Source organism: Pseudomonas sp. AK181, assembly GCF_051122975.1.
GTDB lineage: Bacteria > Pseudomonadota > Gammaproteobacteria > Pseudomonadales > Pseudomonadaceae > Aquipseudomonas > Aquipseudomonas lactis.
In genome coordinates this window covers 1,129,472-1,148,895 of the sequence record NZ_CP146348.1, presented here as the reverse complement: position 1 = coordinate 1,148,895, position 19,424 = coordinate 1,129,472, and the positions used below count along the sequence as shown (strand labels likewise).

Annotated in this window: 19 protein-coding genes and 1 pseudogene; 11 read left to right on the top strand and 9 right to left on the bottom strand. The window is 61.7% G+C overall.

Going from position 1 to position 19,424, the window contains the following annotated elements; translation table 11 throughout:
• Positions 1 to 306 precede the first annotated feature (306 nt).
• From V8689_RS05475 to V8689_RS05450, 6 genes are all read right to left on the bottom strand, one after another.
• Positions 307 to 2,721 carry a TonB-dependent siderophore receptor gene (locus V8689_RS05475; protein ID WP_056789841.1) on the bottom strand — a complete coding sequence of 805 codons (2,415 nt, stop codon included), beginning with the start codon at positions 2,719 to 2,721 and terminating at the stop codon, positions 307 to 309.
• Positions 2,722 to 3,461: 740 nt separating this feature from the next.
• On the bottom strand, positions 3,462 to 4,403 hold the full coding sequence (locus V8689_RS05470) for a glutathione S-transferase family protein (protein WP_056789838.1): 942 nt from the start codon (positions 4,401 to 4,403) through the stop codon (positions 3,462 to 3,464).
• A gap of 75 nt (positions 4,404 to 4,478) precedes the next feature.
• Positions 4,479 to 4,751: a GIY-YIG nuclease family protein gene (locus tag V8689_RS05465; RefSeq protein WP_056790543.1), complete on the bottom strand. Its 273-nt coding sequence runs from the start codon at positions 4,749 to 4,751 to the stop codon at positions 4,479 to 4,481.
• Between the two features lie 36 nt (positions 4,752 to 4,787).
• The gene (locus V8689_RS05460; RefSeq protein ID WP_056789834.1) at positions 4,788 to 5,258 is read right to left on the bottom strand and encodes a nuclear transport factor 2 family protein; all 471 of its coding nucleotides are present in this window, start codon (positions 5,256 to 5,258) and stop codon (positions 4,788 to 4,790) included.
• 90 nt (positions 5,259 to 5,348) lie between these two features.
• The gene (locus V8689_RS05455; protein WP_056789832.1) at positions 5,349 to 5,984 is read right to left on the bottom strand and encodes a response regulator transcription factor; all 636 of its coding nucleotides are present in this window, start codon (positions 5,982 to 5,984) and stop codon (positions 5,349 to 5,351) included.
• Between the two features lie 198 nt (positions 5,985 to 6,182).
• The gene (locus V8689_RS05450; protein ID WP_056789829.1) at positions 6,183 to 7,001 is read right to left on the bottom strand and encodes a response regulator; all 819 of its coding nucleotides are present in this window, start codon (positions 6,999 to 7,001) and stop codon (positions 6,183 to 6,185) included.
• 385 nt (positions 7,002 to 7,386) lie between these two features.
• On the opposite strand from V8689_RS05450, the gene V8689_RS05445 reads away from it, so the two are divergent.
• The 9 genes from V8689_RS05445 (at position 7,387) to V8689_RS05405 (ending at position 15,736) form a co-directional block, all read left to right on the top strand.
• On the top strand, positions 7,387 to 8,010 hold the full coding sequence (locus tag V8689_RS05445) for a DUF1120 domain-containing protein (RefSeq protein ID WP_056789825.1): 624 nt from the start codon (positions 7,387 to 7,389) through the stop codon (positions 8,008 to 8,010).
• A gap of 15 nt (positions 8,011 to 8,025) precedes the next feature.
• A complete protein-coding gene (locus tag V8689_RS05440; protein WP_056789822.1) occupies positions 8,026 to 8,655 on the top strand; it encodes a DUF1120 domain-containing protein in 630 nt (209 codons plus the stop codon).
• Between the two features lie 28 nt (positions 8,656 to 8,683).
• On the top strand, positions 8,684 to 9,304 hold the full coding sequence (locus tag V8689_RS05435) for a DUF1120 domain-containing protein (protein ID WP_056789819.1): 621 nt from the start codon (positions 8,684 to 8,686) through the stop codon (positions 9,302 to 9,304).
• Positions 9,305 to 9,315: 11 nt separating this feature from the next.
• The gene (locus V8689_RS05430; RefSeq protein ID WP_056789814.1) at positions 9,316 to 9,936 is read left to right on the top strand and encodes a DUF1120 domain-containing protein; all 621 of its coding nucleotides are present in this window, start codon (positions 9,316 to 9,318) and stop codon (positions 9,934 to 9,936) included.
• Positions 9,937 to 9,939: 3 nt separating this feature from the next.
• Positions 9,940 to 10,623 (top strand): DUF1120 domain-containing protein, encoded by a 684-nt coding sequence (locus tag V8689_RS05425; RefSeq protein ID WP_056789811.1) that lies wholly within the window; start codon positions 9,940 to 9,942, stop codon positions 10,621 to 10,623.
• A gap of 34 nt (positions 10,624 to 10,657) precedes the next feature.
• A complete protein-coding gene (locus tag V8689_RS05420; protein WP_056789808.1) occupies positions 10,658 to 11,362 on the top strand; it encodes a fimbria/pilus chaperone family protein in 705 nt (234 codons plus the stop codon).
• Between the two features lie 119 nt (positions 11,363 to 11,481).
• Positions 11,482 to 13,917: a fimbria/pilus outer membrane usher protein gene (locus V8689_RS05415; protein ID WP_434520690.1), complete on the top strand. Its 2,436-nt coding sequence runs from the start codon at positions 11,482 to 11,484 to the stop codon at positions 13,915 to 13,917.
• A gap of 11 nt (positions 13,918 to 13,928) precedes the next feature.
• A complete protein-coding gene (locus V8689_RS05410; RefSeq protein ID WP_056789804.1) occupies positions 13,929 to 15,068 on the top strand; it encodes a DUF1120 domain-containing protein in 1,140 nt (379 codons plus the stop codon).
• A 23-nt stretch (positions 15,069 to 15,091) separates the two neighbouring features.
• The gene (locus V8689_RS05405) at positions 15,092 to 15,736 is read left to right on the top strand and encodes a DUF1120 domain-containing protein (RefSeq protein WP_056789801.1); all 645 of its coding nucleotides are present in this window, start codon (positions 15,092 to 15,094) and stop codon (positions 15,734 to 15,736) included.
• On the opposite strand, the gene V8689_RS05400 is transcribed toward V8689_RS05405, so the two are convergent.
• Positions 15,733 to 16,998: a CynX/NimT family MFS transporter gene (locus V8689_RS05400; protein ID WP_056789799.1), complete on the bottom strand. Its 1,266-nt coding sequence runs from the start codon at positions 16,996 to 16,998 to the stop codon at positions 15,733 to 15,735. The genes V8689_RS05405 and V8689_RS05400 overlap by 4 nt on opposite strands.
• Entirely contained in the window at positions 16,988 to 17,647 is a 660-nt protein-coding gene (locus V8689_RS05395) for a FadR/GntR family transcriptional regulator (protein ID WP_056789796.1), read from the bottom strand. The genes V8689_RS05400 and V8689_RS05395 overlap by 11 nt, the downstream gene beginning before the upstream one ends.
• A 159-nt stretch (positions 17,648 to 17,806) precedes the next feature.
• Between V8689_RS05395 and V8689_RS05390 the strand changes: the two are divergent.
• Positions 17,807 to 18,118, top strand: a pseudogene (locus V8689_RS05390) (type II toxin-antitoxin system MqsR family toxin).
• A complete protein-coding gene (locus V8689_RS05385) occupies positions 18,115 to 18,597 on the top strand; it encodes a type II toxin-antitoxin system MqsA family antitoxin (protein WP_056789793.1) in 483 nt (160 codons plus the stop codon). The pseudogene V8689_RS05390 and the gene V8689_RS05385 overlap by 4 nt, the downstream one beginning before the upstream one ends.
• A gap of 55 nt (positions 18,598 to 18,652) precedes the next feature.
• Here the strand turns inward: V8689_RS05385 and V8689_RS05380 are convergent, their stop codons facing one another.
• Complete coding sequence (locus tag V8689_RS05380; protein WP_003188759.1) at positions 18,653 to 19,417, bottom strand: amino acid ABC transporter ATP-binding protein; 765 nt, start codon at positions 19,415 to 19,417, stop codon at positions 18,653 to 18,655.
• Positions 19,418 to 19,424: the final 7 nt, after the last annotated feature.

Here is a 19,424-nt window from a genome sequence, read left to right as displayed (position 1 = left end):
TGCCCCACCACTCGGCACCTCGCCTAGGCTCGGTGTGCCCGTAATCCGCCAGTGATTTGGGGGGCCGCCGCCACGCGCCATCCATGGCGCGGGGCGGCTAAACCGGCATCCCTGCCGGTTTACCCCCCAAATCCCTGTCGAATTCCGGCCAGCGTGGTTTAACGGGGCGCTTGAGATCAAGATCAAGAGCAGATCAAGAGCTACTCGCTTCGCATCGTGGTTACAGTCGATAGCTTCAGAGTTGTTAGATCCCTAGGACCATCGCAGGCAAGCCAGCTCCCACATAAGAATGCCAGCAACAAGGAATCAGAAGGTCAACGTGCTTGAAACCGACACCTGCCGCGCATCGCCAATAGACACGAACTGGGTATTCACCGAAGAGGTGTAATAGGTGCGGTCAAACAGGTTCTTCACGTTGAGCTGGAACTTGACTTTCTGCCCATCAAGTTGCGTGTCGTAGCTGGCAAATACGTCCGCCACGGTATAGCTCGGCAGTTCAAAACTGTTGGCCGCATCTCCGGCCCGCTCGCCCACATAGCGCGCACCAGCGCCGACCCGCAGTTGATCGCCACCCAAAATAGTGCCGAAGTCATACACCGCCGACAGCGAGCCGGTGTTTTTCGCCACATTCTGCAGGCGCTTGCCTTTGAGCGTCGGGTCGTCGGTGACCTCGGCATCGGTGTAGGCATAGCTGCCGATCAGGCTCCACTTGTCGGTCAATTGCCCGCTGGCATCCAGCTCCAGGCCACGGGAGCGCACCTTGCCCGCCACGCTGTAGACCGAGGTTAGCCCCTCGCCCACCTGGACCAGCACGTTGCGTTTGTCGATGTTGAACAACGCCGCACTGGCGGTGATACGCCCCGGCAGGTCGAACTTGGTGCCCAGCTCCCAGGCCTTGGACTCTTCAGGATCGAGGCTGCCATCCAGCACGGTTTTGTTGGCCAGTGGCGCAATGGTGGAGTTGGGTTTGAACGATTCGGTGTAGCTGCCGTAGAACGACAGTTCATCGGTGTAGCGGTACACCAGGCCGGCCCGTGGCACCCATTTCTGGCCGTTGCCATCGGTGTTGGCGGTGAACGGCACGCCTTTGCCGGCGTATTGATCGTACATCTGATAGCGCGCCCCACCGACCAGTATCCACTGGTCGTTGAGATGAATCGCATCCTGGAAGAACAGCGAGTCGCTGCGCAGCAGGTCCGTCTGGTTGCTGTCTGGCGCGCTGACGTTGGAGCCTGCCACTTCGTTGCCGTACACCGGATTGTTGTAATTGAAGACACCGCGCGGTGCCTGGCGGATCAGGTCGGCACGGTAGATCTTGCGGTACTCGTCGTCCAGGCCGAACACCAGGTCGTGTTGCATACCGGCCACCGCGACTTTGCCTTCCAGGCTTGCGGTTGCGAAACGGTCGGTAGTCAGCGCGCCCTGGGTACCATCCATGCTGCGGGTCAAGGTGCCGTTGGGGTTGACCTTGACCACGCGCACCTGGCTGGCGTCGTAGGTTTCGCGGTTCCAGCTGTAGCCGAAGTGGGCCTTCCAGTCGTCGTTCAGATCGTGGTCGACGGTCAGGCGATACAGGTCGGAGCGCCCTTCCATATTGTTGAACGGCTCATCCAGGCGGCGGGTCGCGGGGATGTTCAGCGGGTGGCGGGTCTTGGGGTCGATGGCAGTGCCACGGTCAAAGGGCGAGAGAAACTCGCGGTGTTCATAGGCGACAACCACCTGGGTGGTATCGCCGTACCAGGCCAGGGAAGGCGCCACCAGCGTCTCGCGATGGGTACCGTAGTTGCGCCAGTAGTCTTCGTCTTCATGATCCACGATCAGACGATAGGCCAAGCCGCTGTCACCGAGGGGCCCGGTGGTATCGAGGTTGCCGCCGCTGCCGTTCTTACCGCTGCCGAAGGTTGAACCGCGCGCGGTCAGGGCCGTGGACTGCACCAGTTCGGGCTTTTTGCTGACGATATTGACCACGCCACCCGGGTCCTGGATGCCGTACAGCAGCGACGACGGCCCCTTGAGCACTTCGACGCGATCAGCGGTGGCGTTCAACGCCCGGCCCTGCACCACGGGCATGCCGTCCTTCATGATCGAGCCATTACGGTTATCGCCAAAGCCACGCAGCATCACCGCGTCCTGGGTGCTGCCGAGGGTGTTGGACTGGGTGATGCCACTGATATTGCCCAGGGCGTCATCCAGGTTACGCGGCTGTTGATCGCGCAATACTTGGGCGGGCACCACATTCACGGTTTGCGGGGTTTCCAGCAGCAAGCCACGGGAGCGCATCACCGAACTGGTGGGCGGTGGCTGGTAGCTGGTGCTGGCTTGGGTCAAGTCGATGCCGCTGATGGTGGTAGCGCCCAGGTTGACCGCGCCATCGGTGAGCACGGGTTCCAGTGCCAGAGTACGGGCGTCGATCTGGCGAAAGGTAAAGCCGGAACGGCCCAGCAGACGTTGCAGGGCCTGGGTCGCACTCATCTGCCCGCTGACCGCCGGGGCGTTGAGGCCGTAGGGCGCTTCGTCGGTGTAGATCACACTGATCCCGGTAACCCGGCTGAAATCGCTCAACGCCTGGGGCAACGGCTTGGCCGCCAGGGCAAAATTGAACTGGGCGCTGTGCTGCTCCTGCGCCTGCGCCATGGCCAGAGGCAGCAAGGCCAGCCCAGACACCGTGAATACCGAGGCTCCCAGCCACTGTTTGACCCAACCGCCCGCCGTCGATTTCATGCTGTGAGCACCCGTGTAGAAAACGCTGTTAATGCGAATTGATCGCAGTTTCATGCACTACACGGATGGGCCGACGATTTACCTCACCTCTGCTGGCAATTATTTTTTATTTACTGCATCTGGGTGCCACCTCTATCGCAGCATAGGTGTCTACACAACTTTCTAGGCTACAGCAGCAGACGGTAACCACGATGCGAAGCGAGCCGCTCTTGATCTTGATCTGCTTTTGATCTTAGGCGCCCCGTCAAACCACGCTGGCCGGAATTCGACAGGGATTTGGGGGGTAAACCGGCAGGGATGCCGGTTTAGCCGCCCCGCGCCATGGATGGCGCGTGGCGGCGGCCCCCCAAATCACTGGCGGATTACGGGCACACCGAGCCTAAGCGAGGTGCCGAGTGGTGGGGCAAGAGCCCTTTTGGTTACTTTTGGGGCTCTTTTCCAAAAGTGACCCGCTGTAAAAGCGGAACCCTAAGTGGCCGTTACCTAAATAACGGATATGTACCCGGTCCAACTGTGTTGACTGTCAGGCCGTCTTCGCAGGCAAGCCAGCTCCCACATTTGGATGCTGGTGTGTCAGGTAGATCAATGTCGACTGTCAGGCCGCCATCGCAGGCAAGCCAGCTCCCACATTTGGATGGTGGTGTGTCAGGTAGATCAGTGTCGGCTTTCAGGCCGCCATCGCAGGCAAGCCAGCTCCCACACTGGCCACGTAGTGCCTACAGGGGTGATTCGTTCACCCTTCAGGCAGCGATGCCCTGGATGCGAAACCCCCAGCGCGGAAAATGCACATGCACCGTACCACCACGCTCATCCGTGCGACGCAGGATCAGCTCTTCACGCCCAGCGAACAGCAACTCGCCAGCCACCGGATCAACACCATAGTCAATAGCCGCAATGGTCACCTCCTGACCCACCTTAAAGCCGTTCAAATCCTCGAACACCTCATCCGGCAAGGGTGCCGGCGTAGCGTTGCGGGCGATGTCCAAGGCCTGCTCTGCGGTCATCTGGCTGGCGGTTCCATGACCAAAACCCAGCACGCGCCCCAGCCAGGCCAGCACGGCCGGGTAGGCATCCACCAGCGGCGCGGTGACCGGCGTGGCCTTGAGAAACCACAGCGAGTGGGCCAGGGCAAAGTCGGCAATCGACGGCGCGCCGAACAGGAAGTCGCCGGACTCCCGCTGCAACTGTTGCTCCAACCGCGCCATGATCGTCGGCCATTGATGCTTGGCCAGTTCAGCCGGCAGCTTGCTCGCCGTGCCGCCACTGAACAGCGCGGCGCGGTCAGCGATAAAGGCCTTGATGGCCTCGGGCGGTAACTTGCCAAAGCGCACCGCCACCGATTCGGGCTGGAACACCAGGCTGACGGCATGGGCGAATACCACGCTGTCGGCCCAGGTGGCGAAGGTTTGGGTGATCATTTCCTGGCCCAGCGGAAACAGGGCCGGCGAGGACTTTTCCTGCTCCAGGCGGCGAGCGATCAGGGCGGTGTCGCAATAGATATCCGCCCCCACCTGCAGCACCGGAGTTTTGCGGTAGCCGCCGGTCAAGGCCGTCAGGTCGGGCTTGGGCATCACCGGCGAGATGTGTACGGAATGCCAGGACAGGCCTTTGAAGCCCAGCAACAGCCGCGCTTTTTCCGCAAAGGGTGAGGTCGGGTAATGGTGCAGGATGAGCTCAGACATACGGGTTTCCGCTTGGCGAATGAGCGAGCAGATTACCGCGCAAACGGTCCTGGCTGCGTGATGGGAACCTATCAGTCAGAGTGATGAGCCATTTGCGGCCAGACACTCCTTGGCGCTCTTCTTCAACTTTTTGATCAGGCGTTCCTGACGCAGCGCCTCACCCTTGCTCGCGCACTGCTCGGTGTACACCAGCGCCACTGCCGGGCTGGACAGAAAAAACCGCGCGCCCTTGCCGCTTTGGTGCGAGGCAAACCGGCGCACCGGGTCGTTGCTGATGCCGCAATACAGCGCGCCATTGGCGGCGCGCACCAGGTAGACATACCAGGGCTTGGGTTCAGGCGTAGTCACGGACAGGTTCGGCAAGGCAAAGGGGCGCGCAGTTTATCAACGACTGGCCTGGAATGCCTTCAGGCCTTTGTTCGCCTGGGCACGCACGGCGTTGCGTACCAGCGGCGTCCAGCCCAACAGCAGGCCCTTGGTGCCCAACGCCTGGCGCGACCAGCGCCACAGGTCGAAGTGGTCGTGGTGCTCGCAGATCTTGCCGTCGCGCAACACAAAACGCGCCTGGATATCGTTGACCACCGTATTGCCGGTCGCACTGAACAGGTAGGTGGCCACCCAATGCGCACTGCCGGTGCGCTCGTCGCTGCGCACCTGGTCGAAGGTCAACGAAAAGTCCTTGGCACGGGTGGTAAGCATGCGCCACATGTCCCCTGCGTCACGGCCTCGCAGTTCACCAAAGGCCGGGTCGCTGAACACCACGTCATCGCTGTAGCAGGCGACCATGGCCTCGGCATCCAGGCGCTGGAAGGCGCTATAGAAGTGGTTGATCAGGGCGTTATGGGCATCACTCATGGGCAGGCTCCGCGGACGTCAAAAGAGTAGGCGCACGATAAGCCGCCCAGGCCGTCATGGCTACTGTCATTCGCCACGCAAATAAGCGCGCTACGGCGCTATCCCGGTACTGCGGGCATAGGCGAACAAATCAACGTCAGTGGAAATACTCAAGCGCTGCATCGCCGTGCTTTTCTGCTTGCTGATGGTGGAGATGCTGCGGTTGACCTGGGCTGCAATCTGGCTGACGGTCATGCCGCTGGCCAGCATGCGCACCACCTCGCGTTCCTTGCCGGACAACTGCGGCTCCTGGGATTGATCGCCAGTGCCGGCTTCCACCAGTTGTACCCGCAGGCATTCGCTGGCGAAGGTCTGACCAGCACATACCGCCTTGATCGCCAAGGGCAGCTCCTTGGCCGAAGCACTTTTGGCGACCACTGCCCTGGCACCGTGGGCAAAGGCTGCGCGTAACGTGGCGACGTTGGCGAACATGGTGACCAGTATCACCGGCAACTGCGGATACTGGCGCTGCAACAGGCCCAACAGGCAGTAGCCATCGGCCTGCTGGCCGCCTGGCATGGCGAAGTCCGTGACCAGCACGTCGCACGGCGTGCGACTGAGCACGCCGAGTAACTGATCGGGACCGTCGGCTTCGCCGACCACTTTGCATCTGCCATTCGCCTCGATCACGACTTTTTGCCCGACCCGGACAATAGGGTGATCGTCAGCAATAATTACTCGAAGCATAGGCACCCACGAATGATGGCAACTTGAATCCGCGCAAAATACCTCTGCCTGCGATCATCAACAACTGCTAACAAAGAGGCGCTTGCGGCCGAACCCAATGTTCAGTAGTGGCTGATTTTTGGACTACAACACAATAGGAAAATACCTACAGCCAAACTTGGACCAACGACCAGGCAAAACGCTCTGCAACAGCATTCTTCACAACTCAGACAGATACTCCAGATAAGCGCACAGCCGTGCTTCAAATACTTCCAGTTGCGCCTTGTGCGTAGCGACACCCTCGGCCTGAACCTGCTCGATCAAGCTCACGGCACTGGATTCCAACCCCGTGCCGCCCAGAAATACCAGGCTGCCCACCAGCCGATGCAGACGCTCGGCGGTCAATGGCGCGTTCAACGTCACACGGGCATGACGCAACACCCGCTGGTCTTCCCAGGCCTCCATCAACAGGGTTTCCAGCAACTGGTCGACGACCAGGTCGCTGCCAAACGTGGTCACAAGCGTGGCACGGGTGGGCCAGTTCGCCACCCCAGCAGCAGCGTATGGCTCGACATAACGGCCCTCCCCGCCGGGCAACCAGCGCACCAGTACGGCGTGCAGTTGTTCAAGGGTCAGGGGTTTGAGCAGCCAGGCATCCATGCCGGCCTTGCGGCAACGTTGGGGGCTGTCGTTTTGCAAGTTGGCGGTCAGAGCAATGATGGGCACCCGCTTCAACCCCTGCTCGCGCTCATGCTGGCGAATCGCACGAGTCATGCTGTAACCGTCCATGAAGGGCATGCGGCAATCACTGATCACCAGGTCGAAGGGCCTACTGGTAAAGGCGTCCAACCCCATGAAGCCATCGGTGGCCAACGCGTGTCCGAGCCCCAGTTTTTGCAGGAGCCAACCCAGCGACAGGCGATAGGCTGAATGATCCTCCACGACCAGAACATTCAAGTACTGCCAATGAGGCGGGGGAGAAAAAGGCGGTTTGACTGTCCGGCTCGCTCCTGCGGTTGAACCTCCTGGCGAACCCATCAGTACCTCTTTGTGGTTATTAGTTCGGCAGCCATCCGGGGGCACTGATACAGCACTGCCAGGCACACCCTTTTGATTGTTATCGACCTTCAACCTATAACCTTTTGAATGGCTTTACGCCGATACAACAACTACGAAAAACGCCGCTAAAAGCTACCGTCCCGCACTTCGCTTACACCACAACCCGCCAATGTCGTATTAGTTGTATTTCCCCCTCACAGCCCCCTCGCTAAATTGTGCCCACCCCAAAAGAGGGACGGCTTGCCACTTCCCGGCAACGCAAAAAAACAGTGAGAACGCCACCACGCCACCCCCTCGCCCACACAGGGCCGAGCGCTGACCTGTACGCGTCTCTATCTGCCAGACTGCAATGGAACAATTGAAAATGAAAACCCCTGTATCCCTGTTGAGCAGTGCCCTGCTGCTCGCCATGACATCCTCGGTGTTTGCCGCCAGCAGTGTCGACCTGAGCGTCAAAGGGTTGATCACGCCCAGCGCTTGTACGCCGAGCCTGCCAGGTGATGTCGACTTCGGAAAAATCGCGGCAAAAGACCTGAATATCGACACCAGCACCGCGCTTGAGCGCAAGACCCTGCCACTGAGCGTGAACTGCGATGCGGCAACGCTGTTTGCCATCCAACCCATCGACAATCGAGCCGGCTCTGCGGTTAACAGGTCTTACTTTGGCCTGGGCATGACCAATGAAAACCAGAAGCTGGGGCGGTATCTGCTGGCGGTCACCAACCCGGTGGCCGAAACCCCCTCCACCATGTTGGCCATGTACGACGCTGACGGGTTCTGGGTGACGCTGCTGTCTGACGAAGTCATTGGCCCCCACGTACTGGTGGCGCTGGGCAGTCGGGGTGACAGCGGTTGGGCGCCTCACCCTATCAAGGACGCGGTCATGGATGTCACGCTCGAAACGACGATTAATCCCGCAAAAGACCTCACATTGACCGACGAAGTGACGATCGACGGTTCCGCGACCTTTGAAGTCAAGTACCTGTAAATGGACGCCTCCCACATGAAAACCTGCATGCCCCTGCTGGGCGGTGCCCTGCTGCTCGCCCTGTCCAACGCCGTGTTCGCCGCCAGCAGCGTCGACCTGACCGTCAAGGGCCTGATCACGCCCAGCGCCTGTGCACCCGGCCTTTCCAGCGGCGGCATTATTGACCACGGCAAAGTCGCGGCCAAGGATTTGAAACAGGACAGCTGGACGTTGCTCGGCAACCACACCCTGCAACTGTCGATCGACTGCGATGCACCAACCCTGCTGGCCCTCAAGGGCACCGACAACAAGGGTGACGCCCATGACCCCATGAACACCTACGGCCTGGGCCTGGTCAGCGGTAAAAAATTGGGGGGCTACAGCCTGGCGCTCGGCAATCCGGTGGCGGACGGCGCGGCAATCAACGTGATCGAGTCGTCCGATAACGGCCTCACCTGGCGGGAGAGCTTTGCGGGCGACGCCTGGCCCATCACCTACCTCGCCTCGTTTGGCGATCGCTCCTCCGGCAGTTGGGCACCCTCCCCGGTCCAGCAGGTCACGGCAGACCTGATGGTGCAAACCCTTATCGCCCCCACGGCCGGCATGGACCTGAGCACAGAAGTCCCGATCAACGGCTCCGCCACCCTTGAAGTGAAATACCTGTAACCGCCCACTCACCCACAGGACGTGACCCATGGTTAGCCCCCTCACTACCCTCACCGCGACATTGTTGCTGATCGGCGCCGGCCCGGTATGGGCCGTCAGTAGCCAGGACCTGACCGTCAAAGGGGTCATCACCCCCAGCGCCTGCGCCCCCGTGGTCTCCGGCGGCGGCACCGTTGACTTCGGCAAGGTGTCGGTCAAAGACCTCAATGCCGACACCTACACCGACCTGCCCAGGGAAACCATGCTGCTGAGTGTGCGTTGCGAAGGGCCGACCATTTTTACCCTGAACACCATCGACAACCGTGCGGGCACTGCCGCCAGCCACTTCAGCTGGCACGGCCTGGGCATGACGCCCAGTGATGAAAAAGTCGGCGATGCCGGGCTTGGCCTGTATAGCCCGGTGGCCGATGGCATCCCGGTACGCACCATCACCTCCCGGGATGGCGGCGTGACCTGGATTCCCTCGGTGATGCTCAGCCATACCTTGTTGACCGCAGTCGCCGACAGCGACGGCCTGGCGCCGATTGCGGTCCAGGAGCTGGACGCCGAGATACGCCTGATTACCCACATCGCCCCCGCCAGCAACCTGACGCTGACCGACGAAGTGCCCATCGACGGCCACGCCACTGTGCAAGTCAATTACCTCTGAGGAGCCTCCCGATGAAAACCCGATTGACCACCCTGGCCGCCAGCGCCCTGCTGCTCCACTCGGCCACTACCTTCGCCGCGTCGAGTGTGGACCTGACCGTCAAGGGCCTGATCGTACCCAGCGCCTGTACGCCGAGCCTGTCCGGTGGGGGCGTGATCGACCATGGCAAGATCTCCGCCAAGGATCTGAACCCGGACAGGGCAACGGCGATTGGCGTACATACCCTGTCGATGACCGTCAACTGCGATGCGCCTATCCAGTTTGCCCTGCACCCCATCGATAACCGGGCGGGCTCAGGTCTTTCAACGGACTTCGGTCTGGGCTTCATAAACGAGACCCAGAAGCTGGGTCACTTTTCCCTCACTTGGCGCAAAGCGCTTGCAGACGGTGGCCTTGAAGTCCAACCCATCGCATCGATGGATCAGGGCAACTCCTGGTACCCCGATAAATTCTGGGAGCCGAGCATGTACATGGCGGCAGCTTCGATGGATGACGACACCCAGCCGCTGCCGATCAAGGATTTGAGCGTCGATCTGGAAGTACTCACCATCATCAACCGTGCCGATGGCCTGGACTTGAGCAACGAAGTCACCATCGACGGCTCCGCCACCCTCGAAGTGAAGTACCTCTGACCCATGGCCGCCCAGTCCTTGAATAGTGGCAGGCATGGGCGGCGTCTGGCGTTGCCCGTGCTGATGGCATGGGGGCGAAACCTGGCCATCGTGCTTGGCCTGGCCGCGATGACCGATGCCCACGGGGCTTCGGCCGTCGACCTCACGGTGACGGGCCGGGTAACCCCGGACGCCTGCCATATCGAGCTGACCAATGACGGCACCGTCGATCACGGCAAGATTCCTGCCCACAGCCTCAACGCCGACGAGTTCACCGTGCTGCCCATCCAGACGCTCGACCTACGTGTGCAGTGCGCCAGGCCCATGCTGTTTGCGTTGGTGGGCCTGGATAATCGCGCCGACTCCTCGTCGGCCCCCGATTATTTCTACGGGCTGGGCAGGAACATCCATGTCCCCGAAGAACGCCTGGGTTCTGTGGCGTTGGCCTATCGCAACGCGGTGGGCGATGCGCAGGCCATGCAGGTAATGGCGTCCAGCGACAACGGTGAAACCTGGTCACAGGAGCCCAATGCCTACCCACGGGCCTATATGGCCTTTGCGCCAGTCGGGGAGCGCCAACCGGACTTCATCGGCCAACTGACCGTCCAGGTTCAGGTGAGCACCGCCATCAACTTTTCCCAGTACCTGACCCTGGACCAGGAAGTCCCGCTCGACGGCGCCATCGTCCTGGACCTGCGCTACCTCTGACCGCCCCTCTTTATTGGCTAAATGGAAACCCGTCATGACGACGACATTCTCAAACACCGCTATCGGCCTGATTGCCTTGCTCTTGATGCTCGGCGGCCAGGTTAAAGCCGACGGCATGGTCCCGGACACCTCCGTGGTGATCGTGCACGAGGCCGAAGGCGAAGCGTCCGTGTCGGTGACCAACACCGACAGCCAACTCGCCCTGTTGCACGTGACCTTGCAGGACATCCCGGAAGACACCGAACCGCTATTGGTGGTGACACCGCCTCTTTCACGGGTGGAAGCCTCCAAATCCCAGCTGGTGCGTTTCATTCTGCAAAACCAGCAACCGTTACTGACCCAGCGGCTTAAACGCGCGGTGTTCGAAGGCATGCCCCAGGGCCGCGCCGCCACAGCCGCCGGGCATGCCCGCGTGGGCGTGACCGTGCGCCAGAACCTGCCGGTGATCGTGCACCCCAAGGGCCTGGCGCCCAACCGTACGCCCTGGACCGACCTGACCTGGACACTGCGCGACGGCCAGTTACAGGTGCGCAACGACACGCCGTACGTGGTGCGCCTGGCGCAGGAGTTGTTACTGCTGCCCGGTGACGGCAAGGCCCTGCTGCCACGCACCTATGTGCTGCCCGGCGAAGCCTTGAGCGTGCCAGCCAGCAGCAGCCAGGCCAAGACAGTCAGGCTGCAGCCGGCCACGGTGTACGGGTTTGCGGTCAAGGCTTACGACGCACCGATCAGCTTCTGACGGAACACCCCAGGCGGCGTACCACCCTGCGCCGCCTGAGTAATGAAGTGACGGCTTATTGATCGTCACCAGAACGCCCGGCCCACAAGGCCTGTGCGTTCACTACTCGAGTACCTTGCGTGAAAACAGTATTGAGTTACCGTGACGGCGAAGCCGTGCCCGATCCCTCTGCCAGCCCTGCCTTGGCGCTGGTGTTGCTGCTGTGTGCGCTCATACCGGCCAAGGTGTGCGCTGAAGATTCCAGCCCGTCCGGCTTCGATGCCCAGACCTTGCAACAACGTGGTATCGACCCACAGCTGGCCAGCCTGTTGCTCTCCGCACCGCGTTACGCGGCCGGGCAACACACCGTCAACCTGCGCGTCAACGGCCAGCGCCGTGGCCGGCTGGCGGTGAACTTCGATCAGCAAGGCAATCTGTGCTTTGACCACGCTTTGCTGGACGCCGCCAATCTGCTGCCGCCCGGTGAAGTCCAGGGCTGCGATGATTTTCTTGCGCGCTACCCGCAAACCCTGGTGGAACCAGACCCGGCGACACTGACGGTGTCGCTGGTGGTGCCCACCGATGCCCTGCGCCCCGTGCAGCAGGATATCTCCGGCTACGAAACCGGCGGGTTTGCCGGCCTGCTCAACTACGACCTCAGCGGCTTCTACAACCGCTTCGGCGATGACGCCAGCCGGTTTGGCTCGGCCAATACCGAGGTGGGGTTCAATGCCGGCGACTGGATCGTGCGCAGCCGCCAGGTGCAGACCTGGCAGGATGGCCTGTCACGCAGCACCCATTTGGAAGCGTATGCCCAACGTACCTTCGCCAGCCACCAGGCGGTGCTGCAAGCCGGGCAAATCAACCTGTACAACCCGGTGCTGTCCGGCGCGCAGATTACCGGCGTGCAAGTGCTCACCGAGCACGCCCTTCAAGAACAGGGCCAGGGCGCGCTGATCCAGGGCATCGCCAACAGCCCGGCCCAGGTAGAGGTTCGCCAGAACGGCGCGTTGATTCATTCCACCGTGGTGCCCGCCGGGCCCTTTACCCTCACCGATGTGCGTCGCTTGAACACGCGCTCGGACGTTGAAGTCACGGTCAAGGAGAGCGTCGGCAGTGAACGGCGCTTCACCGTGCCAGCGGCCATGCTCGGGCTCGGGTTGCCAGCCCCGGGTTACTCCGTGGCAGCGGGCCGAGTGCGTAATGTGGGCGATGCCAAAGGCGAGGATCCGTGGGTAGTCAGTGGCGGCTGGACCGGCGCCCTGCACCCGCAATTGACCTTAAGCACGGGCGTGCTGGCGGCCAGTCAATACCGTTCGGTGGGCGCCAGCCTGGGCTGGTTGCCGTGGCTGGACAGCCAGATCCAACTGTCCACGCAAGTGTCCAACAGCCAGGCGCAAGAAAAAGTCTCCGGCGTGCAGACCGATCTGTCGTGGTCCCAGCGCCTGGGTGAGCAGTGGTCGATCAGCGCCGCCAATTCCTGGCGCAGCATCGGCTATCGCGAACTTGAAGAAAGCACTTACGCGCGCGACGACAACAACCGGGATTCGCGCTACCGCGACCAGCAAAGCCTCAACCTGGGCTGGTCCCATCCACGTCTGGGTGCGTTCAGCGCCGGGGTTTCGCGCTCGGCCAACTTTGCCGGCGACAGCAGCAGCCGGGCGCTGGCCTCCTGGGGCACGAGCATCGGTGCGGTGTCGTTGTCGGCCAGTGCCGAGTGGCAAATGGGCGGCCGCCAGCAGCAGGACAACGCGGTGTACCTGAATATCAGCGTACCGCTGGGCGAGAGTCGCCGGCTGCGCAGTTGGGTACGCAATTCCGGCGGTGAGAACCGCACCGGCCTGGGCCTCACTGAACAAATCGACGACCAACTCAGCTACCGCGTCAGCGCCGAACACGACAGCAGCGACCATCAAGTGGAAACCACCCTGGGCATCTCCGCGCTGCCACGCTACAGCCAGCTGGATGTCAGTTACAGCCGCTCCGACGCCGAGCGTTCCAGCTATCAAGGCGGTGCGCGCGGCGGTGTGGTGCTGCATGGCGACGGCGTGACCTTTTCCCCCTACCCGGTGCGCGACACCTTCGCGCTGGTGTCGGTCGGCGACATGAGCGGCATCAAGCTCAGCACGCCCAGCGGCCCGGTGTGGACCGACTGGCAAGGCCAGGCCGTGGTGCCGCAGGTCGCCGCCTACGGGCGCAGCCCGGTGGAAGTGCAAACGCGTTCATTGCCGCGCAATGCCGATATCAACAATGGCCTGGCCATGATTTCGGCCGGCCGTGGCGCCGTGGACCGCGTCGAGTTCGGTGTCGGCCTGACCCGCCGCCTGCTGCTCACCGTCAGCACCGACCAGGGCGCGCCGCTGCCGGCGGGCGCCTCGGTCAGCAGTGCCGAGGGCGAGTTCATCACCCTGGTGCAGGAAGGCAGCCAGGTGTTTCTACCCAATGTGCTGGGCCAATCGACGCTGTGGATAACTACGCCCCAGGGCAGTCGTTGCCAATTGCGTTATTCGCTGCCGGAAAAAGCCGACCCCTCGGTGTACTTCGAAACCGCCCCCGCACGCTGTCATGCACCTTGAGGATTCCCGCCATGCCCCTTGCAAGCTGTTTGCGTCAACTGTGCCTGGGGCTGTTGATCGGCGCCGCCGGCACAGCCCAGGCCTTTGAAGAATGCCAACTGAACGTCAGTGAACCCTTGCTGGATTTGGGCCTGATGAGCCGCCTGGCCCAGAACGACAGCGCACCGCAACGCCTGCTCGGCGAGCGGCGGCTGAGTGTGACCGTCAGTTGCCCCCAGGCCGAAGACCTCAGCCTGTTCTACCAGGCGCAAGCTGCCAACCCACAGCGCTGGCAGTTTACCGAGCACGGCAGCTACGCCATTGAAGTCGGGAATGCGCTGCTCGACGGCCGCGCGGTGGAGCTGGGTGTGCTGCCCGCCGTGGGGCAGGCGCCCGTATCCAGCGGCAGCGTCATGCAATGGCGACCCGACCACGGCATTGCACCGGTGGAACGGGGCGTGGTGCTCAGCGGAAAAACCCTGGCGCTGCAATTGACCCTGCGCGCCTGGGCCGACCCTGCCGCCACCCAAGTACGCGATGCGACCACCTGGGAAGTCGCGGGCATGTTGTACGGCCCGCGCCACGGGCGCTATCGGGAACTGACACTGCGTGCGCACTTCGCGCCTATCGCCTGCCTGCCGAGCTTGTCCGACCAAGGCGTGGTGGACTACGGCACCCTGTACGCCAAAGACCTCAACGCCAGCACTGAAACACCGCTGCCCACCCGCACCTTGCGCCTGAACGTGACCTGCGACGCGCCCATCCGCTTCGCCCTGCGCATGAAGGACAACCGCGACGGTTCGGCCACGGGCGGCACCGATGAAACGGCCTACGGACTGGACCTGGACGCCAGCCGCAACAAGATCGGGCGCTTTTACCTCACCATCGACCCGGCCGAATTCAGCGCCGATGCCTTTCCCACCTTGTACCGCACCGACTCCACCAGCAATGGCGTGGCATGGAGCAGTTCCACCGCGCGGCAGATCCCCATGGCGGCCAACAGCATCATGGGCTTTACCGACAAAACCGGCGTCACCACAGGGCCGGTCGCCCTGCAGACCCTGACCGGCACGATGCGCATCAAGACTTACCTGGCGCCGATGCAAACCCTGGACTTGCGTGACGTGGTGCACATCAACGGTTCCGGCACGCTCGAAATCGTCTACCCCTGAGCCCCCTGAAAGGAGTCCCTCCCATGAAAACCCGCATCCTTTTTAGCCTGTTGTCGCTGGCCTGCGCGCCCTCGGTGCTGGCCGCCTCGACGGTAGACCTGAGCGTCCACGGCCTGATCGTCCCCGCCGCCTGCTTGCCGCAGCTTTCCAGCGGTGGCCTGATCGACTACGGCAAGATTGCCCAGCAAGACCTGAACCTGGAGACCGCCACGCGCCTGCCCTTGAAGACGCTGCATGTCGGCATCGCCTGCAATGGCCCCGTCCGCTACGCCCTTCGCATGCGCGACAACCGCGACGGCTCGGCCATGGTCAACAGCGAGATTTACTACGGGCTGGGGTTTGATAGCAGCGGCAACCGCCTGGGGGTTTACTCCATGACCTTCGACCCGCGGCAAACCCAGGCCAACAACACCGCGCAGGTCTATGGCACCGAGTCCACCACCGGTGGCCTGGCATGGCGCACCTCCAATCTCAACCCCATCGATATTGGCTCGCGAAGCTACCTGGGCTTTACCGACGTGGAGGGCAGCGTCAGTGGGCCCACGGCCATCGGTACCCTGGGGGGCAATGTCACGGTGCAGACCGTGATCAATGCCCGCCAGAACCTGGACCTGAGCGTGGAAACTGCGCTCGATGGCTCGGCCACGCTGGAAGTGGTGTATCTCTAGACCTTCTCGCTGGTGACCTGCACATAGCGCGCACGCCCGGCGCCCAGGCCGGCCACGATGGCACCCAGGCCGATCACGGCGAAGATCCAGCCAATAGCCGTCCAGCCGCCGGTCCAGTCATGCACCAGGCCGACCGCGAACGGGCCCATCGACGCCAGGGTGTAACCGATGCCCTGGGCCATGCTCGACAGGTTGGCCGCCACATGGGAATCGCGCGAGCGCAACACGATCAAGGTCAGTGCCAGGCTGAAGGTGCCGCCCTGCCCCAGGCCGAGCAAAATCGCCCAACCCCATAGGCCCTCCAGCGGTGCATACAGGCAACCGAACAGCCCGCCGAGGGTCAGCAGCATCACCACCACAATCGCCAGGCGCTGGTCCTTGCCGCGCGTCGCCAGCCACGGTGCGGCCAGGGAGCTGAGCAGTTGCACGATGATCGAGCCCGACAGCGCCAACCCGGCTTCGGTCGCGCTCAGGCCACGGCCGATCAGGATCGACGGCAACCAGCCGAACACGATGTAGGCCAGGGACGATTGCAGGCCCATGTACAGGGTGACCTGCCAGGCCAGGGGATCGCGCAGCAAACCCTTCACACGATAGGCCACACGATGGGCGCCGTGCTTCTGCCCAACCTGGGGTAACCAGACCAGGGCCGCCAGCAGGGCCGGCAGGATCCAGAAGCCCAGGCCGATCTTCCAACTGTCGCCAAAGGCGTGGCTCAGTGGCACGGAGGCACCGGCCGCCATGGCGGCGCCCAAGCACAACGCCATGGTGTAGACACCGGTCATGGCGCCGGCTTGCCTGGCAAAATCGCGCTTGACGATACCCGGCAGCAACACGCCGATGATGCCAATGCTCGCCCCGGCAACCAGGCTACCGAGGAACAGCCCCACCTCACCGAACGAACTGCGCAGGATGATCCCGGCGGCCAGGGTCAGCAGGATACCGAGCACCACGCGCTCGGCGCCGAAACGTCGTGCCAGTATCGGCGCGGTGGGTGCAAACAGGCCCAGGCACAGCACCGGCAAGGTGGTCAGCAAACCGGCCTTGGCGGCGGACAAGCCCAAACTGCCCGAAACCTCTGCCAGTAACGGCGACAGGCTCGACAAGGCTGGGCGAAGGTTCAAGGCCACCAACACCAGGCCCAGCAACAACAGCCATGGCCGAACCACGCTCGGTGGCGCCTGCTGCACGCTGTCGTCGTCAGCTTCGGCGTCGATCAACAGTTCTTCGAGTTCGGTCTTGCGTGGGGCTTCAGGGTTCATTGATCAACTGCCGGCAGAGGGATTTGGCGCGGTCCGGGTCTTGTTGTTCCACCGCATCGAGCAGCGCTCCATGCAGGTCGAACACCGCCTGGCGTCGCGGTGAGCGGTTCAGAGTCTGGCGCAGCTGCGCGCCGACAATAGCGGAGAAGTAGTGGTACAGCTCGCTCAAAGCCGGGTTGTGCGCCGCATCCACCACGTGCTGGTGGAACACCAGGTCGGCGCTGATATAGGCCTCCAGATCACCGTGATAACGCTCGGCGCTCAGAGCGAGCGCCTTGCGCAATGCCGCAAGGTCCGCTTCGGTACGACGCAATGCCGCCAGGCCGATGGCCTCCACTTCCAGAATCTGGCGCGTCTCCTGCGCCTGCTCCAACGTGCAATGGGACAGCGCCCGCATCGTGCCCAGCGGGTCGGTCATCGAGCGCAGGTAACTGCCATCGCCCTGGCGAATTTCGATCAAGCCCGAGAAGGCCAATACACGCATGGCTTCACGCACGGTGTTCCGGCTGATCCCCAGCTCGGCGGACAACTCGGGCTCGGTGGGCAGGCGCTCGCCGATGGCCCACACACCCTGGGAGATGCGCAGGCGCAGTTGCTCCAGGGCCTGGTCAACCAGAGAGCGTTTGATCAGCGGGGCGATGTCTGTCATGGGATTTGCGCTTTCGTCCAATCATAGGATGAATTTTCCTACAGGCTATTCGGAGTTGCCTACAAAGGCAACGCACTAGGGTTCTTAGGCAGGAAAAGGAGCAGTATTTTCGATTGGTAAAATTACCCTCAGAGGGTAATTATTGGACCCAGGTGTCTTATGGAAAAGTACATACCTCATTACGATTTGGCCTTGATCAAGGCGGATGTCAGACGGCTTGGAAAGCAGGCTTTTACCAAAACAGCACGCAACTGCGGGGAATAGCTCGATCTGAGCATTACGCAAATGCAGGAGGTTGTTTACAAGCTAACGAGCAAGATGCTGTTTAAATCCATGACAAGTTATGGCGACCACCGCGTCTGGCAAGACGTTTATCACATTCACTCACATGGCCTGGAGATCTACATCAAGGTGACGTACCGCACGGACGGTAAACCTCCGGTGATCTCCTTCAAGGAGAGTAACCTATGAAAACAGAACAGTGCTTCAGCTGCGGCCAGCATGACGGAATGCGGCATTTTTCGGGTCGCAGCGAAACATCGGAAGTCAAAGGATTGCACCGCCGAATCGACAACCTTTCAGGCTGGGAGTGCCAAGGGTGTGGTGAGGTGATCTTTGACCCTGAAGACGCGGACCGCTATTCAGATCATTGTGATGAGATGGTCTACAGCTTCAGACGGATGATCGGTAATGAGATAAAGCGCATTCGTCGCAAATTGCATCTTTCCCAAAAGGACACTGTGCAACTGCTGTCCGGCGGCGGACATAACGCACTTTCACGTTACGAACGCGGTGAGCTGCTGGCGCCAAAATCCCTCGTCGTGCTTATGCGCTTGCTTGATCGTCACCCGCATCTGCTCGTTGATGCAAAAACCTTGAGTGAGGGTGCAGATATGCGTAACACCACGCATACAACCCACAAAGAACACGAGATCGTGACAACGCCCTGACTGAGGGCAAAAAACAAACCCGGCACCAGGCCGGGTTTATTTTTTCAAACGTCGATCAATGCAATATCTGGCTCAAGAACAACCGGGTCCGCTCATTCTGCGGGTTATCAAAGAAGTCATTCGGCGCCGCCTGCTCGACGATCTCGCCCTTGTCCATGAAGATCACGCGGTTGGCCACGGTGCGGGCGAAGCCCATTTCGTGGGTCACGCACAACATGGTCATGCCGTCTTCGGCCAGGCCGATCATGGTGTCCAGTACCTCTTTCACCATTTCCGGGTCCAGCGCCGATGTCGGCTCATCGAACAGCATGATTTTTGGCTTCATGCACAGCGCGCGGGCGATCGCCACGCGCTGTTGCTGTCCACCTGAAAGCTGCCCCGGAAACTTGTGGGCCTGCTCCGGAATGCGCACACGCTCCAGGTAATGCATGGCGATTTCCTCGGCCTTGCGCTTGGGCATCTTGCGCACCCACATCGGCGCCAGCGTGCAGTTTTGCAGGATGGTCAAATGCGGGAACAGGTTGAAGTGCTGGAACACCATGCCGACTTCACGGCGGATCGCTTCGATCTGCTTGAGGTCGTTGGTCAGTTCCACCCCATCGACCACGATGCGGCCTTGCTGGTGTTCTTCCAGGCGGTTGAGGCAGCGGATGGTGGTGGACTTGCCCGAGCCCGACGGGCCGCACAGCACGATGCGCTCGCCCTGCTTGACGTTGAGGTTGATGTCTTTCAACACATGGAACTGGCCGTACCACTTGTTGACGCCCTGCATCTGGATAATGCCTTCAGGGCTCACAGGCTGTTTGATTGCTTCGCTCATCAAAAAA